Genomic DNA, 25,786 nt, shown 5'->3' on the forward strand with positions numbered 1-25,786 from the left:
GCGCTGACCCACGACGGCGCTGACCCACGACGGTGGGCGGCCGGTGGCCGGTCCCGCCGGACCACCGACCGCCCCCGCGTGTCAGTGCCGGATGCCGGCCCAGTCGTGGTGGCGGCGCACGGTGGAGAGGATGAAGTCGACCACCCGCCGGGAGGTGTCGGGCACCTGGTAGTCGACCGGGCAGGGCACGCCCTGGGCGGCGACCTGCGCCACCGTCACCTCGACCGCCTCGACGACCCCCTGCGGGTCCAGGCCGGTCATGATGATGCCGCCGGCGTCGAGCGCTTCCGGGCGTTCGATCGACTCCCGCAGGGTCACCGCGGGGAAGCCGAGGATCGCCGCCTCCTCGCTGATCGTCCCGCTGTCCGACAGCGTGCAGTACGCCTTCGTCTGCAGGTGTACGTAGTCGAGCAGGCCGAACGGGTCATGGAAGGCGATGCCGTCCAGGGCTGTGGCGTCCGGGGCGAGCGCCTCCAGGCGCTTGCGGGTGCGGGGGTGGGTGGAGACCAGCACCGGGAAGCCCCACCGGTCACGGACGGCCACGAGGCAGTCGAGCAGCCGCTGGAGCCGGTCGGGCCGGTCCACGTTCTCCTCGCGGTGCGCGCTGACCAGGAAGTACCGGCCACTGTCGAGTTCCAGCTGACGCAGGATCGTCGAGCCGGCGATCGGCGCCCGGTAGTGCTCCAGGACCTCCCGCATCGGCGAGCCGGTGTGCAGGATCCGGCGCGGGTGCAGACCCTCGGCGAGCAGATTGCGCCGGGCGTGTTCGGTGTAGACGAGATTGAAGTCGGCCACGTGGTCGACCAGCCGGCGGTTGGTCTCCTCCGGCACGTTGAGGTCGAAGCAGCGGTTGCCGGCCTCCATGTGGTAGACCGGCACCCGCATCCGACGGGCCATCAGGGCGGCGATGCAGCTGTTGGTGTCGCCGAGCACGAGCAGGGCGTCCGGCCGCACCTCGGCGATCGCCGCCTCCATGCCGACCAGCACCCCGCCGAGCACCCGGCCCAGCGAGGACGTGTCGACGCGCAGGAACCGGTCGGGTTCGCGCAGGCGCAGCTCGGAGAAGAACACGTCGGAGAGGCTGCTGTCCCAGTTCTGCCCGGTGTGCACCAGCACGTGGTCGACTGTCTCGTCGAGTCGGGCGAGCACCCGGGACAGTCTGATGATCTCCGGGCGGGTGCCGACGACTGTCATCACGCGGGTCATGGGGTCTCCCTTGGCCTGTCGCTCACCGGACGCCGGCTGGCACGCGGTGCTCGCCGCCGACCGGCTCCGGCCAGGTGTCCGGTCGCTGCGGGTCGAACAGCTCGTTGGTCCAGAAGAGGGTGAGCAGCTCGTCCGGACCGGTGTTGGTGATGTTGTGCGCCCACATGGTCGGCATGTCGATGACGACCGGTTCGGCGCCGCTGACCGGGAACCGGAGGACGTCGGTGTCGCCGACGCGGCGCAGGCTGATCTCCGCGCTGCCGCGCAGCACCACGAACCGTTCCACCTTGGCCAGGTGGAAGTGCTCACCGCGGGTGACACCGGGGAGGGTCGTCGAGCAGAACGTCTGCCCCGCTCCCCCGTGGGTCTTGACCGTCTCGACAAGCGCGCCGCGGGCGTCGGCCCGGCTGGGCAGGGCGAGCGGATAGTGCGCCGGGAAGCAGTGCGACCGGTACGTGTTGAACAGCCGTACGTCGTGCCTGTCGCGCAGCGGCGGGATCTCGCCGGTGCGGTAGATGCCGGCGTACGAGGAGAGCTGGTCGGCGAGGTCGCGGACCCCGATGCGCAGCGCCGGCATTGCGGGGTCCCAGGAGCCGCCCGCCGCCACGCCGGCCAGTCGGGCCGCCGCGTCGGTGACGTGCACCAGGTCCATCTCCCGGTCGGCGTGCACCTCGGGCCGGCCACCCTCGGCGAGCACCCGGCAGAAGGTGGCGACCGCCGAGTTGTACCAGGGCCGGCCGTGTTCGCCGTACAGGTTGGGCAGCAGCACGTCGTCCAGGGCCACCCCGGTTTCGGCGAGGATGCCGGCGGCGGTGGCCTTGGCGTCGCCGTAGGGAGTGCCGTTGCCGGCCTGGACCGAGTTGGCGAAGACCACTCCGGCCGGCGGTTCCGGGCAGGCCCGCAGGCCGTTGGCGAGTTGGGCGGCGAGCTGCACGTTGCCGGCCGCCACGTCGGCGGGCTCGCCGCGGTTGACTCCGGCCAGGTGCAGCACCCGGTCCACCCCGGCGATCCTGCGGGCGACCGTCGCCGGGTCGGCCAGGTCGGCGCGGGTGAGCACGGTCGGCTCGGGCCAGCCGAGCGCGTGCAACAGGACGCGCACGTGCCAGCCGAGGAAACCGCCACCGCCGGTGACGGCGAGCCTCAGCACGCCAACACCGGGTCACGCAGCGCCAGCTCCGCCCGGACCTCCGGCAGCGCCCGGAGCAACTCCACCACCTCGGGTACGCCGAGCCGGGTGGCGTTGGCCGAGTTGAAGTCCTCGCGGGGGGTGTCGCCCAGGTCGCCCTCGGAGACGTAGAGCGCGTAGTTGAGGTCCCGGGCGTCCAGCGGCACCCGGAAGAAGTCGCCGAAGTCCTCGGCCTGGGCCAACTCCTCGCGACTCGCCAGGGTCTCGTGCCACTTCTCGCTGTGCCGTACGCCGATCACGTCCAGCTTGAACGGCACGTCGAAGAGCTGGCAGACCGCCTCGGCGAGGTCGCTGATGGTGCAGGCGGCGGCCTTGCGGATGAACACGTCGCCGGGGCGGGCGTGGTGGAACGCGTGCTCGACCAGGTCGACCGAGTCGGCCAGCGACATGAGGAAGCGGGTCATGGCGGGTTCGGTGACGGTGGGCGCGCGGCCGGCCTTGATCTGCTCGATGAACAGCGGGATCACCGAGCCGCGGGAGTACATCACGTTGCCGTACCGGACGCAGGAGACCGTGGTGGCGCTGTTCGGGTTGTTCCGGGCGTACGCCTGGGCGACCTTCTCCATCAGCGCCTTGCTCATGCCCATGGCGTTCACCGGGTAGACGGCCTTGTCCGTGCTGAGGACGACCACCGAGCTGACCCCGTTGTACGCGGCGGCCTCGACCACGTTGCCGCTGCCGAGGATGTTGGTGCGTACCGCTTCGAGGGGGAAGAACTCGCAGGAGGGCACCTGCTTGAGCGCCGCCGCGTGGAAGACGAAGTCGACGCCCCGGGTGGCGCGCACCACGGTGTCGACGTCGCGGACGTCGCCGATGTGGTAGCGCACCCGCTCGTCGCCGATCGACCGGCGCATGGCGTCCTGCTTGGCCTCGTCCCGACTGAGGATTCGCACCTCGGCGACGTCACGGTCGAGCAGCCGCCGGGCCATGGTCTGTCCAAAGGATCCGGTCCCACCGGTGATCAGCACCCGGCGACCCGCGGTCGTCACGCTCATTGGTTCTCCCGTTCGTCGTCCGACGGGCGGCTTCCACCCGCCACCCCCGGGCGGAGCACGACGCGCCACGTTCCGGGGCACCGGCCTCCGGCGGCCAGGTTCGACTCCGCGACGGATTCGGCACCCGGGTCAACGAATGCTCGGAGGAGCAGATACGCGTTCGGTAGCAAAGGGGGTTCAATTACCCATCAGAGCCCTAAAGACCATACGCTTATGCGGTGAATTGACCTCTTCGCGGCCCGTTACCTGATAGAAACGGTCCCGTGCCGCTCCCCGGCCCCGGCCGGCGCGGACCGTTCCCGGGTCCGCCGCCACGAGGGGTCGCACCCGGTCGTTCCAGAGAAGGAGTCCCATGCCGCGCGGTCACCTCTCCGGCCCGATGCGGGACCCCGAGCCGGAGCGGGGCCGATGACCGCGGCGCCGCCGGAGACCGGGCCCACCACCGGCGCCCGCTACCGCGCCACCACCGAACCGCTGGTGCCGGCCATCGGCCGACGCCGCCGAGCGGCGGATGCCCGCCCCGCATCCCCACCAGCCCCACCTGCCCCACCTGCCCCACCTGCCCCACCTGCCCCACCTGCCGGCAGCCTGCCCGCCGTCCTGGCCCTGTGCGTGGTCGCCTTCCTGGCGGCCCGCCCGCCGTGGTGGTCGTTCAACTACGGCGCGATCCTCGCGGTGCTCGCGATCGTGCTGACCGGCCGATTGCCCAGGCTGCGCCCGCTCGACGTCGCCGCGCTGCTCACCGGCTGCTGGGCCGCCGCCAGCCTGCTCTGGAGCAGCCGGACCGACCTCACCGGCCCCGCCGCCTACCGCTACATCTCGGTAGGCGTGCTGTTCGTGGCCTGCCGGCACGTCGTGCGGGGACGGCGGGACCTGCTGCTGGTCGGCTGGACGTTCCTGGGCGGATGTGCGGTGGTCGCCGTCGAGGTGGCCACCGGCGCTCGGTCCCAGGGGCAGGTGCTGCTCTTCGCCGAGCGGTACGGCATCGCCGGCAAGGAGGTGAACGTCACCGCGTACACCCTGGCCGCCGGGGTGGTGCTGGCCCTGGTGCTCGCCGCGGCCGGCGCGCACCGGCCGCCGCTGCGCCTCGCCCCGCTGGCGTTGATCGTCCTACTCGGGTACGCCGTGCTGCTCACCGGATCGCGGGGTGCCGCCATCGGCGTCCTGCTCGGTCTCGTCGTCGCGCTCGCCACCCGGATCGCGCCCCGACTGACAGCGGTCACCGTCGCCGGCCTCGCCGCCGCGCTTGTCGCGCTGGTGCCGTTCGGGCTGGCGCCGAAGGCCGAGCTGCTCTGGCTCGACGGCCTGTACGGACGGCCCACCGGCGACATCTCCGGCCGCCTGTCGATCTGGCCGTACGCGCTGTCGACCTGGTCCGAGTCGCCGCTGGCCGGCTCCGGGGCGGGCGTGTTCATCGGCACCAACCCGTTCGAGATCGGGCCGCACAACCTGCTCCTCACCGTCGGCAACGATCTGGGTCTGGTCGGCGTCGCGCTCTACTTCGCGACGATGGCCGGGGCGCTCGTCGGCACCGCCCGCACGGGCCGGGCCGGGCTCCTGACCGCCTGCGCGTGCGTCGGGATCATGCTGCCGATCTGGCTGACCGGCCAGTGGGAGACGTCACTCGCCTTCTGGCTGGTGCTCGCGCTTGTCACAGTCCTGCCGGGGATCTGGGGCCCGCGACGTCACGCGGGCATCGCCGCGCGACACGCCCGCAGCCGTCGCCGGCGCCCGAGCACCGTCGCGCCGGTCATCACGGTCGGCGGGCGGACGGTGGCGACCAGCCGGTAGCGCCGCCGTCGGGACGGGTCCTCAACCGACGTCCGAGCCCTCCAACGCGGCAGCCCGCCCGGGTCGGGGCACCACCGCCGCGCCAGCCGGTCGACCCGCCGCCTCCCGCAGCACCTGGGCGAAGCGGGCCGCCACCCGGTCGGTGCGGTGATGACGCTCCGCGTACGCCAGCCCTCGCCGGCCCAGACGGGCCCGCAACTCCGCGTCGGCGCAGAGCGGGCCGAGCGCGGCGGCGAGGGCGGCCGGGTCGTCGTGTCCGACCACCGCACCGGCGTCGGCCGCCGCCAGGTGCGCCATCGACGCCACCTCGGCCGGGCCGAACGCGAGTACGGGACGGCCGGCCGCGAGGTACTGCGGGATCTTGGTGGAGAGCGAGTAGCGGGTGTACCTGCGGTGCTCGGCGGCGAACGACTCGACGTGCACCAGCACATCGGCCCGGCGCAGCACCCCGGAGACCTCCCCGCTTGCCAGCGACCGGCCCAGGTGGACGGCGGGCATCCCGGCGAACGCGCCACCGTAGCGGCCGACGTCGGCGGCCGGGGCGTGCACGGTCAACCGCGCCGGTATGCCCCGGGCGGCCAGCTCGCCGACGGCCGCACCGACCTGGCGCAGCGACCGCCACCGGTCCAGGTGCAGCCCACCGACGTAGACCAGTTCGACAGGGGTCCCCCCCGGCCGATCCGGCGCGGGCTGGTGGGGATCGGCGAAGTCGGCGGCGTCGACACAGTTGCCGAAGGCGGCGAACGGCAGCCGGTAGCGGCGTGCGAACTCCCGCGCCATCGCCTCGCTGATCCCCATCCCGTACGAGGAGTGCCGCAGAACGTCGCGGAACCCGGCGCGGACGGCGAGCCGGGGCAGACCCAGCACCTGGCCACCGGTGTACAGCGTCGTGGGCCAGTCGTCCATGAAGTGCGGAACCAGCGGCACCCGGCACTCCTGCGCCGCGGCGACCGCGAGGCGCATCATCCGGATGCTGCCCAGCGTCGTGTAGACCACGTCCGGCCGTTGGTCACGAAGCCAGCGACGGACGTCCGGGGGTACGCGGACCGGGCTGAGGTCGACGAACGCCCGCAGTTGGGTACGCAGGTGGACGCGCAGCGCACCAGGTGCCGGATCCCGGGCCACGGCGACCGTTGCGCCTGCCGGGCTGGGCGCAGCCACCACGTCGACCGGACCCTTCAGGACGGTCCGCAGCGGCCGGCGCACGCGTTCCCACTGCCGGAACAGGTGGTACTCGACCGGCGCGTTGCGCGGCGCGAACCGCGCGAACGTGCCGACGGCGTCCGTGCCCGGAGCGCGGTCCTCGGCGTACAGCTGCGCGAGCCGGTCCGCCGGCCAGCCGGTGAACAGGTTCGACAGGGTGATGCCGGTGCCGGTGGAGCGGTCGAACACGGCCGCGCTCACCACGAGCACGCGGGGATAGTCGTCAGCGCGCACTGTCCACCAGTTCCTCCTCGACGGCCGGACCGCGGTGGCGCCGCAACGTCCGGCGATATCCGTACAGCGCCGCCGGCGCGACGGTGAGCGCGTAGCCGACGGCGCCCACCCAGGGCACGGCGGCGACGCCGAGCCGGTCGGCGGCGAACCACTTACCGAGCACCGACAGCACCAGGAACGCTCCCCAACCGCACAACTGCGGGACGAGGACGCCTCCGGCGTTCTGCACCATGAACCGGGGCGAGAGCGCCGACTGCAACAGCCACCAGACGCCCAGGCCGGCGAGCAGCCAGCGGTCGCCCCCCATCGGCACCGGCAGCCAGGCGGCGAACAGCCGGTCGCCGACGGCCACCAGGGCCACCGCGGGCAGGCCGGCGGCGAGCACGGACAGCACTGTCATCCGCCGCGTGGTCCGCCGCACCCAGTCCACCTGCCCCTGGGCCAGGGCCTCGCCGTTGGCCGGCCAGAGCGGCACGTTGACCAGGACGACGAGCTGACCGAGCTGGGACAGCAGCTTGGCCGGCACCACATAGCCGGCCACCGCGGAGAGGCCGAGCACATGCGCGATGATCAGCGTGTCGGCGTTGGTGGCGAACGAGATGACCACGGTGAGCACGAAGAACAGCCCGCTGAGCCGGGTCAGCTCCACCGCGGTGTCGAGCCGCACGGCGCGGGGCGCCGGTCGGATCCGCGGCTCCTGCCGGCCGAAGAACCACAGCGTGTTGAGCAGATTGACGAGCAGCGGCGTGGCGACCGAGACGGCCACCACCAGGATCGGCGACCAGCCGGCCCGGACCACGCCGAGCACCGCGCCGAGCGCGGCCAGGCTGCCGGTGGTCTGCCACACGTTGCTCCGGCCGACCTGCTGGTAGGCGTACTGGACCCGGGCGATCAGGCTGAGCGGGACGTTCAGCGCGAACGCGGTGAGACAGATCAGCGAGATCATCCGGGTCTGCTCCGGGGTGACCTGACCTGTCACGTTGAACAGCGCCGACCACGGAACCGCGCCGGAGCAGGTCCAGAGCAGACCGGTGAGAACCAGCGCGAGCACCGACAGGGTCAGGTACGCGCTGGAGATGTAGCGGCGGGCCTGGGCGGTGTCGCCGTGGGCGTAGCAGGGGGCCAGCTTGGTCATCAGCCCGCTGCCCAGCCCCAGGTCGGCGAAGGCCGCCATGCCGGCCAGCGCGGCGACAGCCATCCACAGGCCGTACAGGTCGTTGCCGAAGTAGGGCAGCGTCACCGGCACCAGCACGATCGGCACGACGAGCCCGGCCAACCGGCTCAGCAGCGCGGTGGCCACGCCGGAGAGCAGCCGGCGACCACGGTCGGGGCGGCGGCGGTGTGCGCCAGGTTTACGGGTGTGCCGGGTCCGCTCGGCGACCCCGGACGACATCGGCGTCCCTACTGACCCGCGAGGACGTGATCGGACATCCAGGCCACCGTGCGTTCGAGGCCGGTGCGCAGCGGCACCGGCCGCACGGCGGGAAACAGCGTCCGCAGGCGGGCGCAGTCGGCCTGGGAGTCCCGCACGTCGCCCGTTCGTGGCGGCTCGTGCACCACCGACAACGGCCGACCCAGGATGTCCTCCAGCTCGGCGACCAGGTCGAGCAGCGACACCCGCACGCCGAAGGCCAGGTTGACCACGTCCGTGGTGGACACCCGGCGCACGATGGCGTCGACGATCACCGAGGTGACGCTGCCGACGAAGGTGAAGTCGCGGGTCTGCCGGCCGTCGCCGTGCACCCGCAGCGGCTCACCGGCGAGCGCGGCGGTGACGAAGCGCGGCAGCACCGCGGCGTACGCGTGGTGGGCGGCCTGCCGTGGTCCGAAGACGTTGAAGAAGCGGAACGGCAGCACCGGCAGGTCGTAGCAGGCCGCGTAGGCGACCGCGTACGCCTCGGCGGCCAGCTTGGACACCGCGTACGGCGAGACCGGTATGGGCCGCAGCCCCTCCTGCCGGGGCAGTACCGGATTGGTGCCGTAGACCGACGACGACGACGAGAGGATCAGCTGGCCCACGTCGTGGCGACGAGCCGCCTCCAGCACCATCAGGGTCCCGGTGGCGTTGGCGTGGTGGCTGGGCAGCGGCCTGTCGATGGAGCGCGGCACCGACCCGAGGGCAGCCAGGTGCACGACGCTGGACGCGCCCACGAACGCCTCGTCGAGCAGATCCGGGTCGAGCACGGTACCCCGGTGCAGCCGGACCGGCTGGTCGTGCAGGTTGTCGAGCAGGCCGGTGGAGAGGTCGTCCACGACCACGATCTCGGTCACCTGTGGGGTCTCGGCGAGCGCCCGCACCAGGTTGGCGCCGATGAACCCGGCACCCCCGGTCACCACTACTCTCAACGTCTCCCCGTTTCGGCTCGGCTGGCGAGCCGCCCGGCGGCGCGATGCCCGCCCGGCGGCACGGTGGCGGTGACCGCTCGGCGGCCCACCAGTGTGACAACGAGCCCTGTTCCCGCAAGTCACGCAAAACGGACCCCGTGTCGCGTGTCCTTCGTCGCCGTCCGGCCGTTGTGTGCCCCGGGTGGCCGAGACGACGGGAGAGCCGGGGCATGCGAATCGGACTGATCAGTCAGTGGTACCCGCCGGAGAGCACGTTCGTGCCCGGTCAACTGGCCACGGAGCTGGCCCGACGCGGCCACGACGTCCGGGTGCTGACCACCTTTCCGAGCCTGCCGCTGGGGCGTACCTATCCCGGTTGGCGGCAGCGGTGGAACCATCGGGCCTCCGACCGGGGGGTGACCGTGCGCCGGGTGCCGGCGTACCCGAGTCACGACCGGTCCGGTCTGCGCCGGGCGGCGAGCTATCTCTCGTTCGCCGCCACCAGCACCGTGGCCGCCCCGCGACACCTGCGCGGCGTCGACGCGCTGTACGTCTACCACCCGCCGCCCACCTCGTACGCCGCCGCCGGCCTGCTGCGCCTGCTGCGGGGCGTACCGACAGTCCTGCACGTGCAGGACCTGTGGCCGGAGTCGGTGACGACGTCCGGGATGGCACCGGCCGGGCTGGCCGGCCGGGCGCTGGACCGCCTGCTCGCCGCCAGCATGCGCCGGATCTACCACTCCTGCGCGGGCATCGCGGTGATCGCGCCGGCGATGGCGGAGCAGGTGGTCGAGCGGGGGGTGGACCCGGGTGCGGTGCGTACCGTTTTCAATTGGACCGACGAGGCGCTGTTCCGGCCGGTGCCCGGCACCGACGCGGCCCGCCGGGCGATCGGCCACCGCGGCAGGACCACTGTGATGTTCGCCGGCAACCTGGGCCTGTTGCAGGGCGTCGACGTGGCGATCCGCGCGGCGGCGGCCGTGCCGGACGCGGTGGACCTGGTCTTCGTCGGCACCGGGCTGGGCGCGGAACAGGCCCGGCAGCTCGCCGACGAGCTGGGCGCGGACAACGTCCGGTTCCTCGGCCGCCGTCCGGCCGCCGAGATGGCCGAGCTGTACGCCGCCGCCGACTACCAGTTGGTCATGCTGCGTGATCTCCCGTGGTTGCGCGGGACGGTTCCGTCGAAGTTGCAGGCCGCGCTGGCCTGCGGCGTGCCGGTGCTGATGTCGGCCGACGGCGACGCCGCCAGTCTGGTCAGCGCCGGCGGGGCGGGACTGGTCTGCCCACCGGACGACTGGCGGGCGCTGGCCGACCAGTTCGTCGCCGCGGCCGAGGTGCCGCGCGAGGAGCGGGCGGTGATGGGCCGTCGGGGTCGCCAGCTCTACCTGGATCGGATGTCCTTGCGGGTCGGCGTGGACCAGATCGAGGATCTGCTCGGCAAGGCCGCCGCCAGCGGACGGGGCTGACCCCGCCGACGTCGAGCCCTCCGGGCACGCCTCGCGGCCTGTGCGGCCGCGACGACCCGATCACCCGTCGACGCCCGATGAGCAGTCAGTCCGGCCGCTGCGGGAGCGTCGCACCGACGACGGCCGGGGCGCCACGCTGCTCGGTCAGCCCGGTCTGCCCGGTCAACCCGGCGAGGAAGTCGCGCATCCGGCGACCCTGGGCGGCCGGGTTGCGGGTCTCCCGCACGAAACGGGCCCCGCCCGCGCCCAGCGCCCGCGCCTGCGCCACCGGCAGGTCCAACACCCGGCCGATAGCCGCGCGCAGCCCGTCGACGGTGTCCGGCTCGGCGTACGACAGCCAGGGCGCGTACGCGGACGGGATGCCGGGCAGTCGGGTGCTCACCACCGGTACGCCCGCGGCGAGATACTCGATGATCTTCGACGGGAACGACCAGCGGACGAAGTCCTGGTCCACGGGGCGGGGATTCACCAGCACGGCGGCACGGCCCAACCGGGGCAGCAACTCGGCCCGGGGCAGCAGCTCGGGTGGCACGATGCGCCGGTCCACTGCGGCCTGTTCGCGCAGCCACTGCGTCAGCTCGCCCCGCCCGTACACGCACAGTCGCAGGTCGTCCCCGGGCAGGCCGCGGAACGCCTCGACGAGCCGGTCGACGCCGTACGCGCGACTGAGTCCGCCGGCGTAGACGATGTCCCGGGTCGACCCGGCGCTCGCGGGCCGGCCGTCGGCGGTCGGATCGGCCGCGCAGATGCCCTCCATCACCAGCCGCGGACGGCCGGGGGCGAAGTCGTCGGCGAGCGCGGGGGTCAGGGCGATCACCCCCGAACAGCGGGCGAGGGCGACCCGGACCAGCGCGACGTCGAGCCCGCGCAGCAGCCGGACCAGGCGACCGTCGGTGGGGAGCGCGACGCCGGGCGGGTCGGTGAGCACCGGCACGACCCGAACGCCGCGCCGCCGCGCCCGCAGCACGCCGAACCACAGGAAGGGCGAGTGCACCCCGTGCACCAGCAGCACCTCGGTGTCCCGTTCGCGCAGCGCCCGGCCTCCGGTGCGCCAGGCGGCCACGAAGCGGGTCAGGTGCTTGAGACCGAGCAGGTTGACGAACGCCAGCAGGTGACCGTCCACGTCGTCCTGCCGGAAGTGGCCGGCCCGGAATCGGACCTGCCGGTTGCCGGGCCAACCCGAGACCGGCGCCGCCGAGAGCAGGTGCACCGGACAGTCGGCGGCCCGCAGAGCGCGGACCAGACCCCAGGCGAAGGTGTGGGTCTGCGTCGGCATGATGGTGTCGCGGGCCATGATCTCGGCGAGCACGTCGTCGGGCACTGTGAAGCCCAGGAACGTGACGCGCGGGCCGCCCGGCGGCGTCACGCCCGCTCCCCGAGCACCCGCTGGTAGACGCGGTCCAGAGCGCCCAGCATGACGTCGAGGCTGTAGCCCTCGGCGACCACCTTGCGGCCCAACTCCCCCAGGTGCCCGCGCTCCCCGGGGTCGTCGAGCAGCGGAGCCAGCGCGGCGGCGAGGGCGTCCGGGTCACCCGGTGGCACCAGCCGACCACCGCCGGAGCGCAGCACCTCCACGTTGCCGCCCACCGCCGACGCGACCACCGGCAGCCCGTGCGCCATGGCCTCCAGCAACGCGTTGGAGAGGTTCTCGTGCAGGGTCGGGAAGACGAAGAGATCCGCCGCGGCGAGCAGGTCGGGAACGTCGAGCCGGTTGCCGAGCAGGCGTACCTCGATCTCGCCGGAGTGGGCCAGCGCGGCCGACACCCCGTCGCGGTCGGGCCCGTCGCCCGCGACCAGCAGCACCCGGCGCGCGGCCGACGGCGACCTGCCGGTGGTGGACGGCGGCAGGCGCCGCAGCGCGTCGGCGAGGACGCCGAAGCCCTTCTCCCAGGTCAACCGGGACACCGCGATCATGGCCACGTCGTCGGGCCGCAGCCCCAGGTCGGCGCGCACCCGGTCACGGGCGGCGCGCGGGTCCGTCGGCAGCGGAACCCCGTTGGGGATCACTCCGACGAACTTCGGGCCCAGGCGGCGCAGGAAGTCCCGACCGGCGGCGTACTCGCAGACCGCGCCGACGTGGCTGGCCAGCCGCAGCGTCGCGGGCTCGGCGCCGTGCACGAGCGCGCGGCGCTTCCAGGCCGGCCCGGGCTGACGCAGGTCGCGTACGGTCCCGTGCACGGTGACCAGGACACGGGGACAGCCGGCGAGCCGGGCGGCGAGGACACCGTGGAAACCCTCGTTCTGCAGCCCTCGCACGTGCACCAGGGCGGGTCGCACCCGGCGCAGCAGGCGCACCCACTCCCGCAGCAGCGGCACGTTCAGGCCGCCGTTGCCCGCGTGCTGGTGCATCCGGACGAACTCGTACCGCTCGGCCAGCGACGAGGAGAGCACCCGCTGCACGGCGGTGAGCGGACCATTGGCACCCGGGGTTCCGGCCGAGTGCTGCACGACCACCGGCCGCGTCACGGCTGGACTCCGCGCGACGACGGACGGCACCGGTGGTCGAGCGCGGTGCGACGCTGCATGGCCTCTCATTCCGACGGCGGCTCGGCGTCGGGCCGGATCCGGCCCGCGGACAGCACATGTACGGCAACTGCGGCGCGGCGCGCGAGGTGACGGCACGCGGAGCACGGAGCACTGCCTAGACTTAACGGCCATAACGGCTAATTAACCCGAGTTCTCCCAAGGGGGATGACCGTGGGCGAGCCCACCACCATCGCGGGCTCCGTTCGCGCTTCGCGCCCCGCCGCGACGCCGCAGGTGCTGGCGCTTGCCGCCTACCGGTTTCCGCACGGCGACGCCCTGTCCAACCGTCTGCTGCACCTCGCCCGGTCCGCCACCCCGGCGGGCGGCGTGACAGTGGTGGTCAACGACTGGCCACAGGACGGATCGCGCCCACCTGTCGCGCCACCCCTGCCGCCCGGCGTACGGCTGATCGAGCTGCACCGTCGCGTGGTCGGCGGCGGGGTGCCGGGCCGCTGGCTGCACCGCCGCCTGTGGCCCCTGCGGGTGCTGGCCGCGCTGCGTCGCGCGGGCGTCCGCCCGGACGAGTTGGCCGGCGTGTACCTCCCCCTCGGGCTGTTCACCCTGACCACCTGGGTGGCGCTGCGGGCGACGGTGCGCTGCCCGGTGACTGTGGACGTCCTGGAGCGACACGACCGGGCACAGTTCCCCCGGGGGTGGCTGACGCCGTACTTCATCCGCCACCGGTGGACATCCTTTCTGGCCGGACGGCTGGCGGACCGGATCATCGCCATCTCCGAGACGCTGGAGCGACGCTTCGTCGACAGCGGTCGCCCGACGCTCGTGGTGCCGCCGCAGGTGGACTGCGCCGACTACACCGACCCCGCGCCGCCCCCGCTCGCCGGTGGTCTGCGGCTGCTCTACGCCGGATCGGCCGGACCCAAGGACCAGTTGGCCGTGGTGCTGGAGGGCGTCCGCCGCCTCGCGCCCGACGACCGGAGCCGGGTGCGCCTGGCGATCGCGGGGATCAGCCGGGAACAGGCTGGCCGCCTCTCCGACCTGGACGACGCCGGACTCCGCGACCTCGACGACCAGGTGACCTTCCTGGGCTGGGTTCCTCGTGACGAGATCCTCGCCGAGTTGCGCCGGGCGCACTTCTCAGTCCTGGTCCGCCCCCCGGCCGGGTACGCGCAGGCGGGCTTCCCGTCCAAGGTGCCGGAGAGTCTGGCCGCCGGCTGCCCGGTGCTGCTCAACCACACAAGTGACCTGCGGCGCTACGTCGTGGACGGCCGCGAGGGGATCGTGCTGGCCGGCTGCGCTGCCGATGACGTCCGGGACGGAATCGAGCGGGCGCTGCGGCTCAACGACAGGGCCTGGGCGGCGATGAGCCGCGCGGCCCGCGAGCGGGCCCACTGTTTCGACTACCGGGCCTGGACGCCTGTCGTCAGCGACTTCGTCACCGGCGCCGGGTTCGGGGCGGGCGTCGGCAGGTCGGCCAGAGCCGCCAGCTCGGTGGTGGACAGTCGGCGGTCCACCGGGTAGAGCTGCCGCTCGTGGGCCCGGATGGTCGCCACCGGCCAGCGCAGGCGGATCACCCGGGCCGGGTTGCCGGCGGCCACCGCGTACGGCGGCACCGAGCGCGTGACGACCGCGCCCGCGCCGATCACCGCCCCGCGGCCGATGGTCACGCCGTGCAGGATCACCGCCCGGGTGCCCACCCAGACGTCGTCGCCGATTGACACACCCCGGTCCTGGGTGTCGTCGCCGGGCACCTTGTCGACCGCGATCATCGGCACGCCGACCTGGTCGATGCGGTGGTTGCCGCCCCGGATGGTCACCTCGGGGCCGAACATGACGTTGTCGCCGATCCGGATCCTGGACCGGGCCGCCATCAGGACCGGCCGCCAGCCGAGATCCACGTTGTGCCCGACCTCGATCGTCTCGCAGGTGTAGACCCCGTCGGGGTCGACTGTGAAGTTGTCGCCCCGAGCAGCGAACCGCCGGGCCAGAGCGAGACCTCGGACGGCACGGCGGGCCCGCGAGGTCGTGCGCAGGAGGCGGTCCAACGCCCCGATCACCGGGCCGAGAAGGGCACCCGGCCGCCCCGCCGCCACCCGCATCAGACGCCCGCCTGGCCGGCGCCGGCCTGTTCCGGGACTCCGTAGATCCGGCGGATCACGGCGGCCTTCTCGCCCGCCGGCAGGTGACCACAGCCCAGCGACCGGGCCCGCAACCGCTCGAGATAGTCGTCCACGGTGCGGATGACGCGGGCCGGCACCCCGGCCGCGACGCTGTTGTCCGGGATGTCGCGGGTCACCACCGAGCCGGCGCCGACGACGCACCGGTTGCCGATCGTCACACCGGCGAGGATGGTCGTGCGTACGCCGAGGTAGACGTCGTCGCCGACGCGGATCGGCGCCGTCCACTCCAGGTCGGGCACCTCCTTACGGAGGATCAGTGTGCCGCCGTCGTGGGTGATGAACTGGACGCCGGCCGTGACATAGACGTTGTCGCCGAGCGAGACGAGCCACGGCTCGGAGCCGAACATCGCCCGGTCGACACCGTAGAACCGGACCCGCCCCCGCAGGTCGACCCCGAGGGACCGGGCGAAGCCCTCCGGATCCCGTGCGGCGGCCAAACGGTCGCGCAGTGCCACCCGTACGCCCCGCAGCGCACCGAGCATTCCGCCCTCGATTCCTAGGGTTCCACCGGTCAACTGCGCATCCACGGTAAGGCAGACAAACCGACCGATCGAGCAATATCCTCAAAGTGGCCTATTTATCGATACGACCCGAATTTATTACACCTTTTGTGCTGGTTTGGGGCCACCGCGCCCGACCGCCGCAGGCAGAGAGCACGAGATGACCAGAATCCTGATCCTGACCGACTACCGGGGCACGTTCTACTCCACGGCCCGGAGCCGGCACGGCCTGTGCACGATGGACGTGGACAAGATCGCCGGGTACCTCGCCGACGCGGGCCTCGATCCCGAGGTCGTCCGGTTCTCCGACCTGGACCTGAGTGCGGATCTGCGGGGGGTGCCGGTGCTCTACACCTCGTCGGAGGACCGCGGGCTGCACTACAAGAGCTGGATCGAGGATCTGGTGCTGGCCCTGGAGACCGCCGGAGCGCGGGTCATCCCGGGTTACCGCTACCTGCGCGCCCACCACAACAAGGCGATGATGGAGGCTCTGCGCGCGCAGCTCTTCCCCGAGGACGCCCGCCTCCTGGGCACCCGTACCTTCGGCACCTACGAGGAACTCGCGGCGACGGAGCTGGCCGGGCCGTGGCCGAAGGTGCTCAAGTCGGCGTACGGCGCCGGCTCGCAGTTCGTGGCCCGCGCCGCGGACCGGCGCGAGCTGCTGCGCACCGCACGCACCCTCAGCGAGACCTCCGACCGGGGCGAGGCCGTTCGTGAGCACGGCCGGCGACTGTTGCGCCGCGATCACCATCCCCGCTCCCTGCACCGGCAGAAGTTCCTGGTGCAGGCGCTGATCCCGGGACTGGCCGGAGACTTCAAGGTGCTCCGGATGGGCGCGCGCTACTACACGCTGTACCGCCGCAACCGACCCGGCGACTTCCGCGCCAGCGGCAGCGGCGACTTCGACTTCCAGGACCTGGCGGGCGTCGACCGCGATGGGCTGCTCGACTACGCGGAGCGGGTCTCCGACACTCTCGGCACCCCACTCGCCTCGTTGGACATCGGCCACGACGGTGAGCGCTTCCACCTGCTCGAGTTCCAGTGCCTGCACTTCGGCACGGTCACCGCCGAGGAGTCGACCGGCTACCACCTCCGGGTGGGTGACGCCTGGCAGCACGTCGAGGAGGAGTGCGACATCGAGGCGGTGTTCTGCGCGGCGATCGTGGGGCATCTGCGGCAATTGGCGCCACGGTCCCGGTAGGCGCCGGCCCGGACCGCTCCGGCCGTGTCCAACGCGAGGGTTTGGGGGTTTATCAGGCGGATGCCGACCGAGTGCGAAGATTTGGGGTTTCTGTGCCTCCAGGTCCCGCCCGACGTCGGCGCACGCTGCCCACCGTCGCGGAGGTCGGAACATGCCGTTGCCTGGTCGTCTCGCGGACGCGGTCGATTCCCCGCCGCGCCCGCACCCGGGCGACACCGTGTACCTGTCGCCGCCCGACATCGGGCCGCTGGAGGAGTCGTACCTGATCGCCGCCCTGCGCTCGGGCTGGGTGGCGCCCGTCGGCCCGGACCTGGCGGCGTTCGAACACGACGTCGCGACCCGGGTCGGCACCGGCGGGGCCGTCGCCGTGAACTCCGGAACGGCGGCCCTGCACCTGGCCCTGCTCGGTGTGGGAGTCGGCCCCGCCGACGTGGTCATCGTGCCCACCCTCACCTTCGTCGCCACCGCGAACGCGGCCCGGTACATCGGCGCGCGTCCGGTCTTCGTCGACTGCGATCCGCTGACCGGCAATGTGGACGTCGACCTCGCCGTCGACCTGATCCGACGGCTGCGGGCGCGCGGCGAGCGGATCGGCGCGATGGTCGGAGTGGACATGTTCGGCAGTTGCGCCGACTACAGCGCCCTGCTCCCCCTGTGCGCCGAGACCGATGTACCCCTGGTGGAGGATGCCGCCGAAGCCCTCGGCGCCAGCCACGGCGGGCGGCCCGCCGGCTCCTTCGGTCGCGTCGGCGTGCTGTCGTTCAACGGCAACAAGATCATGACCACCTCCGGTGGTGGAATGCTGGTGTCCGACGATGCCGTGCTGCTGGCCCGCGCTCGGCACCTCGCCACCCAGGCCCGTGAACCGGCGCGGCACTACGAGCACCACGAGACCGGCTACAACTACCGACTCAGCAACCTGCTCGCGGCACTCGGACGCGCCCAGCTCGTCCGGCTGGACCAGATGATCGCCCGACGCCGTCACCTCCGCGACAGGTACGCCAAGCTCTTCGCCCCGGTGCCCGGTGTGCGGCTCGTCGGCGCCGAGGACGTCGAGTCCAACTGCTGGCTGACAGTCATCGCCGTCGAGCCGCAGCGGTGTGGCTGGCGGGCCGACGACCTCGCGATCCACCTGGCGGAACGAAACATCGAGACCCGGCCGGTGTGGAAACCGATGCACCTGCAGCCAATGCACGCGGGCGCGGAGAGCCTGCTCACCGGCGCGGCCGAGCGTCTCTTCACCGACGGGCTCACCCTGCCCAGCGGGAGCGCCCTCACCGAACCGCAGATCGCCCGGGTGTTCACGGCGATCGACGAGTTCCTGAGCGCCCGGACAGGCCCGTCCCCGTCGTGAACGACGGGCCCGACCTGGTCCACCACAGGGGGTCGGCCCTCGAAGGGTGGCCGATCAGGTGACGGTCAACCGGCGTACCGGCTCGCGGAGGTCGGCAGTAGCAGGATATTCCGGCGTCCAGTGGCAAAGGCACCAGAAATTTAGAGAATGATTGTAACGGGGACATAGGCCGCACATCGCCTTCGACCGAGCGGCGGAAGCCGGCCGGGGGACGGACAGGAAGCGAGCACATGCCGCAGGAAACAGAGCACACGGAACGCGTGGACCGGCGGACTCGACGGACCAGGGCACGCCGTGCCACCGCGGCCCTCCTCGCCACCGACACCACCGCCTGGGTGTGCGGTTTCGTCGCGGCGGTGTGGACTCGGTTCGAGTTCCACCTCCCGCCCGGCCAGCCGAGCCGGGCTGCGGCGATAGGCGTGCTCGCGGCCGTCGTGCACCTGGGAGTCGCGTCCGTGCGACGCCTCCACTCCGGACGCCACCCGCTGGGCAGCCTGCAGGAAGCCCAGGGCGTCGCCGGCAGCGCCGTCGTGGCGGCCGCCATCGTGCTGCTCGGCCTACTCCCCTCCGGCGAGCGACCGGTGCCGGCAAGCACCCCGTTGGTCGGCGGCGCACTCGCCCTGCTCCTGATGCTCGGCGCCCGGTTCGCCTACCGCCATCGTCGGGACCTCTCGATGCGACCGGACGTCCGGTCGTCAACGCCGGTGCTGTTGTTCGGGATGGGCGACGCCGGGCAGGAACTGCTACGGGCCATGCTCGGCGATCCACGGGGGCGCTACCTGCCGGTGGGCGCTCTCGACGACGATCCCGACAAGCGCGACCTGCGCATCCGAGGGGTCCGGGTGCTCGGCGGGCGGCAAGACGTGCCCTCGGCGCTGCGGCGTACCGGGGCGGGTGCGGTCATCTTCTCGGTGGCCAACGCCGACGCCGCGCTGATCCGGGAGATCCGGGAGGCAGCCCTCGCCGCCGGCGCGGTGTTCAAGGTCCTGCCTCCCGTGCGGGACCTGGTCGACCACCGGATCACCGTCACCGACGTCCGGGACGTGCAGATCGGCGACCTGCTCGGCCGCCGCCAGGTGCTCGGTGACCTGCCGCTGCGAACGAACAGCCTGACCGGACGGCGGATCCTGGTCACCGGCGCCGGCGGATCGATCGGCTCGGAGCTCTGCCGTCAGGTGCTGAAGGCCGACCCGGGTGAGCTGATGATGCTGGACCGGGACGAGTCGGCCCTGCACGGTCTGCAGATGTCGCTCGCCGGACGCGCGCTGCTGGACGGTCCCGAGCTGATCCTCGCCGACCTGCGCGACGACGAGGGGATCCGACGGATCATCCACGAGCGCCGCCCGGAGATCATCCTGCACGCGGCGGCGCTCAAGCACCTGACCCTGTTGCAGCGGCACCCCGGCGAGGCGGTGAAGACGAACATCTGGGGCACCCTCTCGGTGCTGGACGCCTGCCGGGACGTGGCCAAGTTCGTCAACATCTCCACCGACAAGGCCGCCAACCCGATCAGCGTGCTCGGATACTCGAAGCGGATCACCGAGCAGCTGACCGCGCACGCGGCGTCCCGGTTCCCGGGCACGTTCCTCAGCGTCCGGTTCGGCAACGTGCTGAGCAGTCGCGGCTCGGTGGTGACGGCGTTCCAGCGGCAGATCGAGGACTCCCTGCCGATGACAGTCACCCACCCCGAGGTCACCCGCTACCTGATGACCGTCCAGGAGGCCGTCCACCTCGTCCTGCAGGCCGCCGAGATCGGCCGGGACGGGGAGGCGCTGGTGCTGGACATGGGCGCGCCCGTCCGCATCGCCGACCTGGCCCGGCAGATGGCCGAGCAGGCGTCCAGTCAGGTGCCGATCGTCTACACCGGCCTGCGCCCCGGAGAGAAGCTGCACGAGGATCTCTTCGGCGCCGGTGAGACCGACACCCGGCCGTTGCACCCCCTGGTGTCCCACGTGGGGGTGCCGGCGCTCGACCCGAGCGAGGTGAGCGGGCTCGACCCGTACGACGACGAGGCGAAGCTCATCGAGCACCTCGCGCTGCTCTGCGCCCGGCCGGTCGGCCGGACGGTGGACGGCCCGCTGGGCGTACCCCTGCAGTCGCGGTGATCCACCCCGCACCCAAAGGCGCTCTCCGGCAGTTATGCCGGTGAGGAAGCCCAGCGTGAGGCCGCGCAGCGGCATCCGCATCGCCAGGCGCGTGCCTCCGCCGCGGATCGATTGGACCGAAGGATTGCCGGCCCCCGACAGCAGGTTCGAGCGGCAGGAACAGCCGGACGCCGCGGCGGCGGGAACCGGTCGGACTGTCCAGACGGTCGAGCCGCCCGCGCCGGCCGCCCCCGCTCCCCCGAGCCGGCGTCGCGGTCGTCGGCTGCTGTCCTGGATCGCCACCGCGGCGCTGAGTCGAGCGGTGAGCGCCGTCGTACCGCTCTTCCTCCTCCCCGTGACCCTGTCGTATCTCGGCACCGACCTGTACGGCCTCTGGGCGGCGGTCCTGGCCGTCACCGGGATGGTCGCCTTCGCCGACCTGGGTGTCGGGCTCGGCCTCATGACCAGGCTCGCGCCCTGCCGGGTGGACGGTGACTGGGCGACGGCCCGGCGCTACGTCTCCAGCGCCTACGCGGCGGTCTGCGGCGTGGCGCTTCCGACGTGTGGCCTGCTGTGGCTGGTCGGCGGGTTCGTCCCGTGGCCGGCGCTGTTCAACGCCACCGGGGCGGCGGCCGACGACGCGCACCTCGTCGCCCTGGTCTGCCTGACGGCCTTCCTGCTGAACATTCCGCTGTCGCTTGTCGCCCGGGTGCAGTACGCGTACCAGCAGGTGGCGGTCAGCAACATCTGGCAGGCGGCCGCGAGCGCGCTCTCGTTGCCGCTCGCGCTCGGCGCGGTGTTCGCGAAGCTGCCCCCCATCGCTGTCATCGCCAGCATCGCCATCTCCCCGCTGCTGGTCAACATCGCCAACACGGTGTGGACGTTCGGCTGGCGGCTGCCCCGTCTGGCGCCGCGCCCGAGGTTCGTCGACGGTCGGGGCATTCGTGACCTGTTCGGCCTGGGCGGTCTGTTCTTCCTGGTGACACTGGTGATGGTCCTGGCGGACAACGCCGACCCCCTGCTCATCGCGCACGTGCTGGGGCTGGCGAGCGTCACCGCGTACGCGGTGCCGGCCCGGCTGTTCACCCAGCTCGGCGCGCTCGTGACGCTCGTCAACCAGCCGCTGTGGCCGATGCACGGCGAAGCCCTGGCGCGCGGCGACCTCGACTGGGTCCGCCGGACCGTGCGGCGCATGACAGTCGTGTCCACGCTCGTCGCGGTGGTGCCGTCGACCCTCCTGGTGGTGTTCGGCGAGGCGTTCTTCGCCGCCTGGCTACCCATCCCGATCGGGAACCGGGCACTCCTGCTGGGCCTGGCCTGCTGGTGGATCGTGCTGGCCGCGATCTCCCCACGCTTCATGGTGCAGAACGCGGCCGGGGTCGTCCGCCCCCAACTGTGGGGCTACCTGCTGTACCTGCCGCTCTCCGTGCTCGGGAAGCTGCTCGGCCTGCACTGGCTGGGCGTCTGGGCCGCGCCGTACATCGCCGTCGTCATCTACAGCCTGACTGTCGTCCCGGCCGCCATCTACGGCTACCGGCGCGCACTGACCCCGCGGACCACATGAGAGAGGCGGACGTACCGATGCTTGTGGACGAGGAATTCCCCCGGGTGCTGGTGGTGAGCCACACGCCCTTCAGCCGTGTCAGCGGTACCGCCATGACCCTGTCGAACCTCTTCTCCGGCTGGCCCAGGGACCGCCTCGGGCAGGTGTACACCGGGAACATCACGCCGTCGACGGAGGTGTGCGAGAACTACTTCCACTTCCCGCCGCGTGACCACTACCTGCCCGTCCAGTACTACTCGATGCGGATGCTGGGGTGGAACGGCCACACCCCGCTGCAGCAGAGCCGGCCGATCGCCGCCGTCCACGCGGCGGCGGAGAGCCGTCCCACGGTGGCCAGGGTCTACGCGCAACTGCGCGCGAGCGCCGACCTCAGCCCGATCCGTGTCCCCCCGGCGCTGATCCGCTGGATGCGGGACTTCCGTCCCGACGTCGTCTACTCGATGCTCGGCAGCGTCCGGCTCACGAGGATCACCGCCCTCGCGGCGCGCACCTGCGACGTGCCGGTGGTGCCGCACTTCACCGACGACTGGCCGGCGACGCTGCACGCCAACGGCGAGCTGTTCGGTCGGGCCACCCGCAGCGTCCAGGAGACGACGGCACGGCTCATCCGCCTGGCGCCACTCGGCATGGTGATCAGCCAGCCGATGGCCGACGAGTACGACCGACGGTACGGGATCCCGTTCAGCCCCTTCGTGAACTGCGTCGACGAGGGCTTCTTCGCGGCGCCCCGCACCGACGTCGACGGGCAGCGCGGCGTCGAGCTGGTCTACGTCGGCGCCCTGCACCTCAACCGCTGGGAATCGCTGCGCGACATCGGCGCCGCGCTGGACGACGTCGCGCAGGCCGGCCCGTCCGTCCGACTGACCATCCACGCTCCGGAGAGGGACCTCGCCCAGTACGGACGGCACTTCGCCGACCTGCGGCGGGTACGGCTGGGGCCGTCGCTGACCAGCGAGGAGGTGCCCGCGGCGCTGCGGTCGGCGGACGTCCTCGTGCACATCGAGTCCTTCGACGAGGAGATCCGCCGCTACACCCGTTACTCGGTCTCGACGAAGATCCCCCAGTACCTCGCCTCCGGGCGTCCCATCCTCGGCTACGGTCCCGCCGAGGTGGCGTCGATGGACCACATCCGGCAGGCAGGCGCCGGAGTGATCGTCGGGACGAACGACCGAGCCAGCCTGGTGCGCGACCTCGCGACCCTATGCGGCGACGCGGCGCTGCGGGAGCGGCTGGCCCGCAACGGGGTCGACTTCGCCCGGCAGGAACATGCCCGGGAGAACGTGGCCGCACGGTTCGCCGCCACGTTGCGCGCGGCCGCGCGAGCCGGCTCCGTCACCCCCGACCGTCTGACCCCGAGGCGCGGCGGGGTGCGGCGATGAGACGTACCCGATGGGTCGCCTGTGTGGGTCCGTTCCTGTTCCCGTGGGGTGAGGCGGGGTCGCGGCGGGTGCACGGCCTGGTGGCGTCGTTGGCCGCCGCCGGCTACGACGTGGTGGTGGCCGGCGGCGGGCCGGAGCCGCGTGTCCGCACGCCGCTGCCCGGCGTCGACGGCCCGGGTTCGGTCTCGCACATCGGCCTGGCGGAGCGGCCACCGCCGACGGCCGGGCCGGTGGGCAGCTCGATCCAGACGCTTGTGCGCTGGGGTCAACGGACGGTCCGCTGGCTCGACGCCCAGCCGACCAGACCGTCGCACGTGCTGGTGCACGGCGGCCAGGCCCAGTACATGTTCCACCTCCAGAGGTGGTGCCGACGGCACCGCGTGCCGCTGATCGTCGACGTCGTGGACTGGTTCAACGGCCGGCACGTGCGCGGCGGCTACCTCGGCCCGCTGCACGTGAGCATGAAGCTGGCTCTGCACCACTACTACCCGCGCTGCGACGGCGTCATCGTGATCAGCTCCTACCTCGAGGACCACTACCGCCGTACCGGTCGCCCGCTGCTGCGGGTGCCGCCCACCCTGGACGTGAAGGGCCTGACGCTTGACGCCCGGCAGACGGCGGCGGGCGGATCGTCCCCCCTCACGCTCGCGTACGCGGGCAATCCGCACGGGAACAAGAAGGATCTCCTGGGCACCGTCATCGAGGCGGTGGGTCGTGTCCAGCGCGACGGCGCGCACGTCGAGCTGCGCATCTACGGCCCGACAGTCGACGAGGTACGCGGTCTCGTCGAGGGCCGAGCGTTGCCCGAGGGCGTACGGTGCCTGGGTCGACTGCCGCAGGCGGAGGTGGCGAGCGCCCTGCAGGCGGCGGACTTCACAGTCCTCGTCCGTCGCCCGGACCGGGCCACGAACGCGGGCTTCTCGACGAAGTTCTGCGAGAGTCTGGCCAGCGGCACCCCGGTGATCGCCAACCTCACCAGCGACATGGGCAGGTACCTGCGCCCCGACCTGGAGGGCCTGGTGTGCCGGGACCACACGCTGGCCGGGGTCACCGAGGCGTTCCGCGCCGCCGCCCGGCTGAGCGACGCGCAGCGCAGCGTGATGCGCCAGGCCGCGCGCAGCCAGGCGCTCGAATCGTTCGACTACCGGGCGTACGCGGAGTCTCTCGGCCGGTTCTTCCGACGCTGGGACTGACGCCCGTCGGCGGGCGACTGCAGCGCGGAGAGCACGAGGAGCGTGGCCATCCCGACGATGGACTCCGGCGCCATGCCGAGCTGGTTGTTCGCCGGCACGTAGACGATGAGGATGCAGAGCTGCGCGAAGATCAGCGTCGGGACCACCCGTCGGGTGGACACCGCCGCGCGCCACGAGCCGGCGAAGAGCCATCCGACCAGTCCCATGAACAACGCCGCTCCTGGGAAGGTGAGGTCGGAGGCGAGCCAGGGATAGATGGTGGCCCAGTACATGCGCGCGGGCCACCCCTTCTCGTGCTGGGTGCGGTCCGGGTACGTCGGGTGTTCGGTCAGGTCCACCCCGAAGGACTGCTCGGCGAAGAGCGCGGCGGACGGCGCGCTACCGAGACCGTGCGACCACTCGAAGGGCACCTGGAGGTTGTAGGAAAGTCCGAGGTATCCGTGCGTCGGGTAGCCGATCATGGCGGCGAGGCCCACGGCCGCCGGCTCACCCATGGCGCGCTCCACCTCGGAATTCACCCGCACCACCTCACCTGTGGTGCCGAACTCCGTTGCCCGTGTCGCGTGGCTGAAGGCCATGTAGGTGGCCAGGAGCACGAACGCCCCGCCGAGCAGCATGAGCGCCCGGCGACGCCGCGAGCGGGCCCGCCGCCGGTGGCGGGTCGACGCACGGGCGATCAGCATCCCCGCCGCCAGCATGATGACGACGTCGCCGAGGCCCTTCATGGTGCCGATGAAGAGGTAGAACGCCAGGTGCATGGTCGTACCGACGATGCCGGCGAGTCGCAACCAGCCGGGCAGGCTCGACCAGTGCACCACCAGCAGCGGTACGAGGGCCACGCTGAGAATGCCGAGCGGAAGCAGCAGTGTCATCCACGGGCCCGTGCTCGCGACGCCCTGTTGGTAGACGTCGAACTTGTTCACGTAGCCGGTGGCGGGCGCCTCGATGCTCGCCCACACGCTCTGCGGGCCGGTGGCGCCGAACTGGACCAGCCGCGTCAGGCTGACGATCACGTAGTAGACGGCGCTGGCCAGGACCAGTCGACGCACCTGCCGGATGCGGTCGGTGGAGTGCGACGCGACCGCCACCACCGGGATCCGACGCGCCATCTGCGCCACGTATCCACAGGCGAAGAGCGCGGTCGCCGCGAGCACGAAGGCGCAGAGCCGGTCGGGGTTCTCGACCTGACGGGCCAGCCTCGTCAACCAGAACGCGCCGAACGTGCCGAGCATCCACGTCAGGGCCAGCACCAACGGCAGCCACGTCACCGTGCGAGGTCGCGGCGTCGCGGGGTCCGGCAGGGACGGCCGGTGTCCACGACGGTCGGCCGGCGGCGATGGCGCGAGCGGCCGACCGTCGGCGCTTCCGATGGGCGGGCGGTGTCGGCCCCGACTGATGCCGTCGAGGGCTGTCACCGAGGCCCGCTCCCGGCCGAACGTCC

19 protein-coding genes and 1 pseudogene are annotated in these 25,786 nt (G+C 72.4%); 9 read left to right on the forward strand and 11 right to left on the reverse strand.

Going from position 1 to position 25,786, the window contains the following annotated elements:
* Positions 1-81 precede the first annotated feature (81 nt).
* The 3 genes from wecB to AB0K10_RS26125 are packed head-to-tail and all read right to left on the reverse strand — an operon-like array spanning position 82 to position 3,387.
* Positions 82-1,206 carry a UDP-N-acetylglucosamine 2-epimerase (non-hydrolyzing) gene (wecB, locus tag AB0K10_RS26115; RefSeq protein WP_363687625.1) on the reverse strand — a complete coding sequence of 375 codons (1,125 nt, stop codon included), beginning with the start codon at positions 1,204-1,206 and terminating at the stop codon, positions 82-84.
* A gap of 22 nt (positions 1,207-1,228) precedes the next feature.
* On the reverse strand, positions 1,229-2,353 hold the full coding sequence (locus tag AB0K10_RS26120) for an NAD-dependent epimerase/dehydratase family protein (RefSeq protein ID WP_363687627.1): 1,125 nt from the start codon (positions 2,351-2,353) through the stop codon (positions 1,229-1,231).
* Positions 2,347-3,387 carry a polysaccharide biosynthesis protein gene (locus AB0K10_RS26125; protein ID WP_363687629.1) on the reverse strand — a complete coding sequence of 347 codons (1,041 nt, stop codon included), beginning with the start codon at positions 3,385-3,387 and terminating at the stop codon, positions 2,347-2,349. The genes AB0K10_RS26120 and AB0K10_RS26125 overlap by 7 nt, the downstream gene beginning before the upstream one ends.
* A gap of 408 nt (positions 3,388-3,795) precedes the next feature.
* On the opposite strand from AB0K10_RS26125, the gene AB0K10_RS26130 reads away from it, so the two are divergent.
* The gene (locus AB0K10_RS26130; RefSeq protein ID WP_363687631.1) at positions 3,796-5,178 is read left to right on the forward strand and encodes an O-antigen ligase family protein; all 1,383 of its coding nucleotides are present in this window, start codon (positions 3,796-3,798) and stop codon (positions 5,176-5,178) included.
* 21 nt (positions 5,179-5,199) lie between these two features.
* Here the strand turns inward: AB0K10_RS26130 and AB0K10_RS26135 are convergent, their stop codons facing one another.
* From AB0K10_RS26135 to AB0K10_RS26145, 3 genes are read right to left on the reverse strand one after another with little or no spacing between them, the layout of a single operon-like run.
* Positions 5,200-6,615 carry a glycosyl transferase family 1 gene (locus AB0K10_RS26135; RefSeq protein WP_363687633.1) on the reverse strand — a complete coding sequence of 472 codons (1,416 nt, stop codon included), beginning with the start codon at positions 6,613-6,615 and terminating at the stop codon, positions 5,200-5,202.
* A complete protein-coding gene (locus AB0K10_RS26140) occupies positions 6,605-8,008 on the reverse strand; it encodes an oligosaccharide flippase family protein (RefSeq protein WP_363687635.1) in 1,404 nt (467 codons plus the stop codon). Before AB0K10_RS26140 ends, AB0K10_RS26135 begins: the two co-directional genes overlap by 11 nt.
* Before the next feature lie 8 nt (positions 8,009-8,016).
* A complete protein-coding gene (locus tag AB0K10_RS26145; protein WP_363687692.1) occupies positions 8,017-8,952 on the reverse strand; it encodes an NAD-dependent epimerase/dehydratase family protein in 936 nt (311 codons plus the stop codon).
* A gap of 218 nt (positions 8,953-9,170) precedes the next feature.
* Between AB0K10_RS26145 and AB0K10_RS26150 the strand changes: the two genes are divergently transcribed.
* Positions 9,171-10,406: a glycosyltransferase family 4 protein gene (locus AB0K10_RS26150; protein ID WP_363687637.1), complete on the forward strand. Its 1,236-nt coding sequence runs from the start codon at positions 9,171-9,173 to the stop codon at positions 10,404-10,406.
* An 85-nt stretch (positions 10,407-10,491) separates the two neighbouring features.
* Here AB0K10_RS26150 and AB0K10_RS26155 read toward each other — a convergent pair whose 3' ends face one another.
* Both AB0K10_RS26155 and AB0K10_RS26160 read right to left on the reverse strand, forming a co-directional pair.
* Positions 10,492-11,772 (reverse strand): glycosyltransferase, encoded by a 1,281-nt coding sequence (locus tag AB0K10_RS26155; protein WP_363687639.1) that lies wholly within the window; start codon positions 11,770-11,772, stop codon positions 10,492-10,494.
* The gene (locus tag AB0K10_RS26160) at positions 11,769-12,872 is read right to left on the reverse strand and encodes a glycosyltransferase family 4 protein (RefSeq protein WP_363687641.1); all 1,104 of its coding nucleotides are present in this window, start codon (positions 12,870-12,872) and stop codon (positions 11,769-11,771) included. Before AB0K10_RS26160 ends, AB0K10_RS26155 begins: the two co-directional genes overlap by 4 nt.
* 225 nt (positions 12,873-13,097) lie before the next feature.
* Here AB0K10_RS26160 and AB0K10_RS26165 point away from each other — a divergent pair.
* Positions 13,098-14,270 (forward strand): annotated as a pseudogene (locus AB0K10_RS26165) (glycosyltransferase); the annotation flags it as partial.
* Positions 14,271-14,290: 20 nt separating this feature from the next.
* Here the strand turns inward: AB0K10_RS26165 and AB0K10_RS26170 are convergent.
* Positions 14,291-14,989 carry an acyltransferase gene (locus tag AB0K10_RS26170; RefSeq protein WP_363687643.1) on the reverse strand — a complete coding sequence of 233 codons (699 nt, stop codon included), beginning with the start codon at positions 14,987-14,989 and terminating at the stop codon, positions 14,291-14,293.
* Entirely contained in the window at positions 14,989-15,585 is a 597-nt protein-coding gene (locus tag AB0K10_RS26175; RefSeq protein WP_363687645.1) for an acyltransferase, read from the reverse strand. The genes AB0K10_RS26170 and AB0K10_RS26175 overlap by 1 nt, the downstream gene beginning before the upstream one ends.
* Positions 15,586-15,730: 145 nt before the next feature.
* Here AB0K10_RS26175 and AB0K10_RS26180 point away from each other — a divergent pair, with 145 nt between their 5' ends.
* The 6 genes from AB0K10_RS26180 to AB0K10_RS26205 all read left to right on the forward strand — a co-directional run bounded on the left by AB0K10_RS26180 (position 15,731) and on the right by AB0K10_RS26205 (position 24,345).
* Positions 15,731-16,771 carry a hypothetical protein gene (locus AB0K10_RS26180; protein ID WP_363687647.1) on the forward strand — a complete coding sequence of 347 codons (1,041 nt, stop codon included), beginning with the start codon at positions 15,731-15,733 and terminating at the stop codon, positions 16,769-16,771.
* Positions 16,772-16,922: 151 nt separating this feature from the next.
* A complete protein-coding gene (locus tag AB0K10_RS26185; protein ID WP_363687649.1) occupies positions 16,923-18,125 on the forward strand; it encodes an aminotransferase class I/II-fold pyridoxal phosphate-dependent enzyme in 1,203 nt (400 codons plus the stop codon).
* A 230-nt stretch (positions 18,126-18,355) separates the two neighbouring features.
* Positions 18,356-20,230: a nucleoside-diphosphate sugar epimerase/dehydratase gene (locus AB0K10_RS26190; RefSeq protein WP_363687651.1), complete on the forward strand. Its 1,875-nt coding sequence runs from the start codon at positions 18,356-18,358 to the stop codon at positions 20,228-20,230.
* Positions 20,231-20,531: 301 nt separating this feature from the next.
* On the forward strand, positions 20,532-21,773 hold the full coding sequence (locus tag AB0K10_RS26195; RefSeq protein WP_363687653.1) for an oligosaccharide flippase family protein: 1,242 nt from the start codon (positions 20,532-20,534) through the stop codon (positions 21,771-21,773).
* Positions 21,770-23,152: a glycosyl transferase family 1 gene (locus AB0K10_RS26200; RefSeq protein WP_363687655.1), complete on the forward strand. Its 1,383-nt coding sequence runs from the start codon at positions 21,770-21,772 to the stop codon at positions 23,150-23,152. The genes AB0K10_RS26195 and AB0K10_RS26200 overlap by 4 nt, the downstream gene beginning before the upstream one ends.
* Complete coding sequence (locus tag AB0K10_RS26205; RefSeq protein WP_363687657.1) at positions 23,149-24,345, forward strand: glycosyltransferase; 1,197 nt, start codon at positions 23,149-23,151, stop codon at positions 24,343-24,345. The genes AB0K10_RS26200 and AB0K10_RS26205 overlap by 4 nt, the downstream gene beginning before the upstream one ends.
* On the opposite strand, the gene AB0K10_RS26210 is transcribed toward AB0K10_RS26205, so the two are convergent.
* Positions 24,294-25,613: a hypothetical protein gene (locus AB0K10_RS26210; protein WP_363687659.1), complete on the reverse strand. Its 1,320-nt coding sequence runs from the start codon at positions 25,611-25,613 to the stop codon at positions 24,294-24,296. The two genes, AB0K10_RS26205 and AB0K10_RS26210, sit on opposite strands and share 52 nt — an antisense overlap.
* Positions 25,614-25,786: the final 173 nt, after the last annotated feature.

It is taken from the genome of Micromonospora sp. NPDC049274 (assembly GCF_040678875.1).
Lineage (GTDB): Bacteria > Actinomycetota > Actinomycetes > Mycobacteriales > Micromonosporaceae > Micromonospora.

Excerpts from the sequence above, each read along its gene's own strand:
- AB0K10_RS26140 (WP_363687635.1), bottom strand. The coding sequence starts at position 8,008 with ATGTCGTCCGGGGTCGCCGAGCGGACCCGGCACACCCGTAAACCTGGC.
- AB0K10_RS26200 (WP_363687655.1), top strand. The coding sequence starts at position 21,770 with ATGAGAGAGGCGGACGTACCGATGCTTGTGGACGAGGAATTCCCCCGG.
- AB0K10_RS26205 (WP_363687657.1), top strand. The coding sequence starts at position 23,149 with ATGAGACGTACCCGATGGGTCGCCTGTGTGGGTCCGTTCCTGTTCCCG.
- AB0K10_RS26130 (WP_363687631.1), top strand. The coding sequence starts at position 3,796 with ATGACCGCGGCGCCGCCGGAGACCGGGCCCACCACCGGCGCCCGCTAC.
- wecB (WP_363687625.1), bottom strand. The coding sequence starts at position 1,206 with ATGACCCGCGTGATGACAGTCGTCGGCACCCGCCCGGAGATCATCAGA.
- AB0K10_RS26185 (WP_363687649.1), top strand. The coding sequence starts at position 16,923 with ATGCCGTTGCCTGGTCGTCTCGCGGACGCGGTCGATTCCCCGCCGCGC.
- AB0K10_RS26180 (WP_363687647.1), top strand. The coding sequence starts at position 15,731 with ATGACCAGAATCCTGATCCTGACCGACTACCGGGGCACGTTCTACTCC.
- AB0K10_RS26125 (WP_363687629.1), bottom strand. The coding sequence starts at position 3,387 with ATGAGCGTGACGACCGCGGGTCGCCGGGTGCTGATCACCGGTGGGACC.
- AB0K10_RS26190 (WP_363687651.1), top strand. The coding sequence starts at position 18,356 with ATGCCGCAGGAAACAGAGCACACGGAACGCGTGGACCGGCGGACTCGA.
- AB0K10_RS26170 (WP_363687643.1), bottom strand. The coding sequence starts at position 14,989 with ATGCGGGTGGCGGCGGGGCGGCCGGGTGCCCTTCTCGGCCCGGTGATC.
- AB0K10_RS26150 (WP_363687637.1), top strand. The coding sequence starts at position 9,171 with ATGCGAATCGGACTGATCAGTCAGTGGTACCCGCCGGAGAGCACGTTC.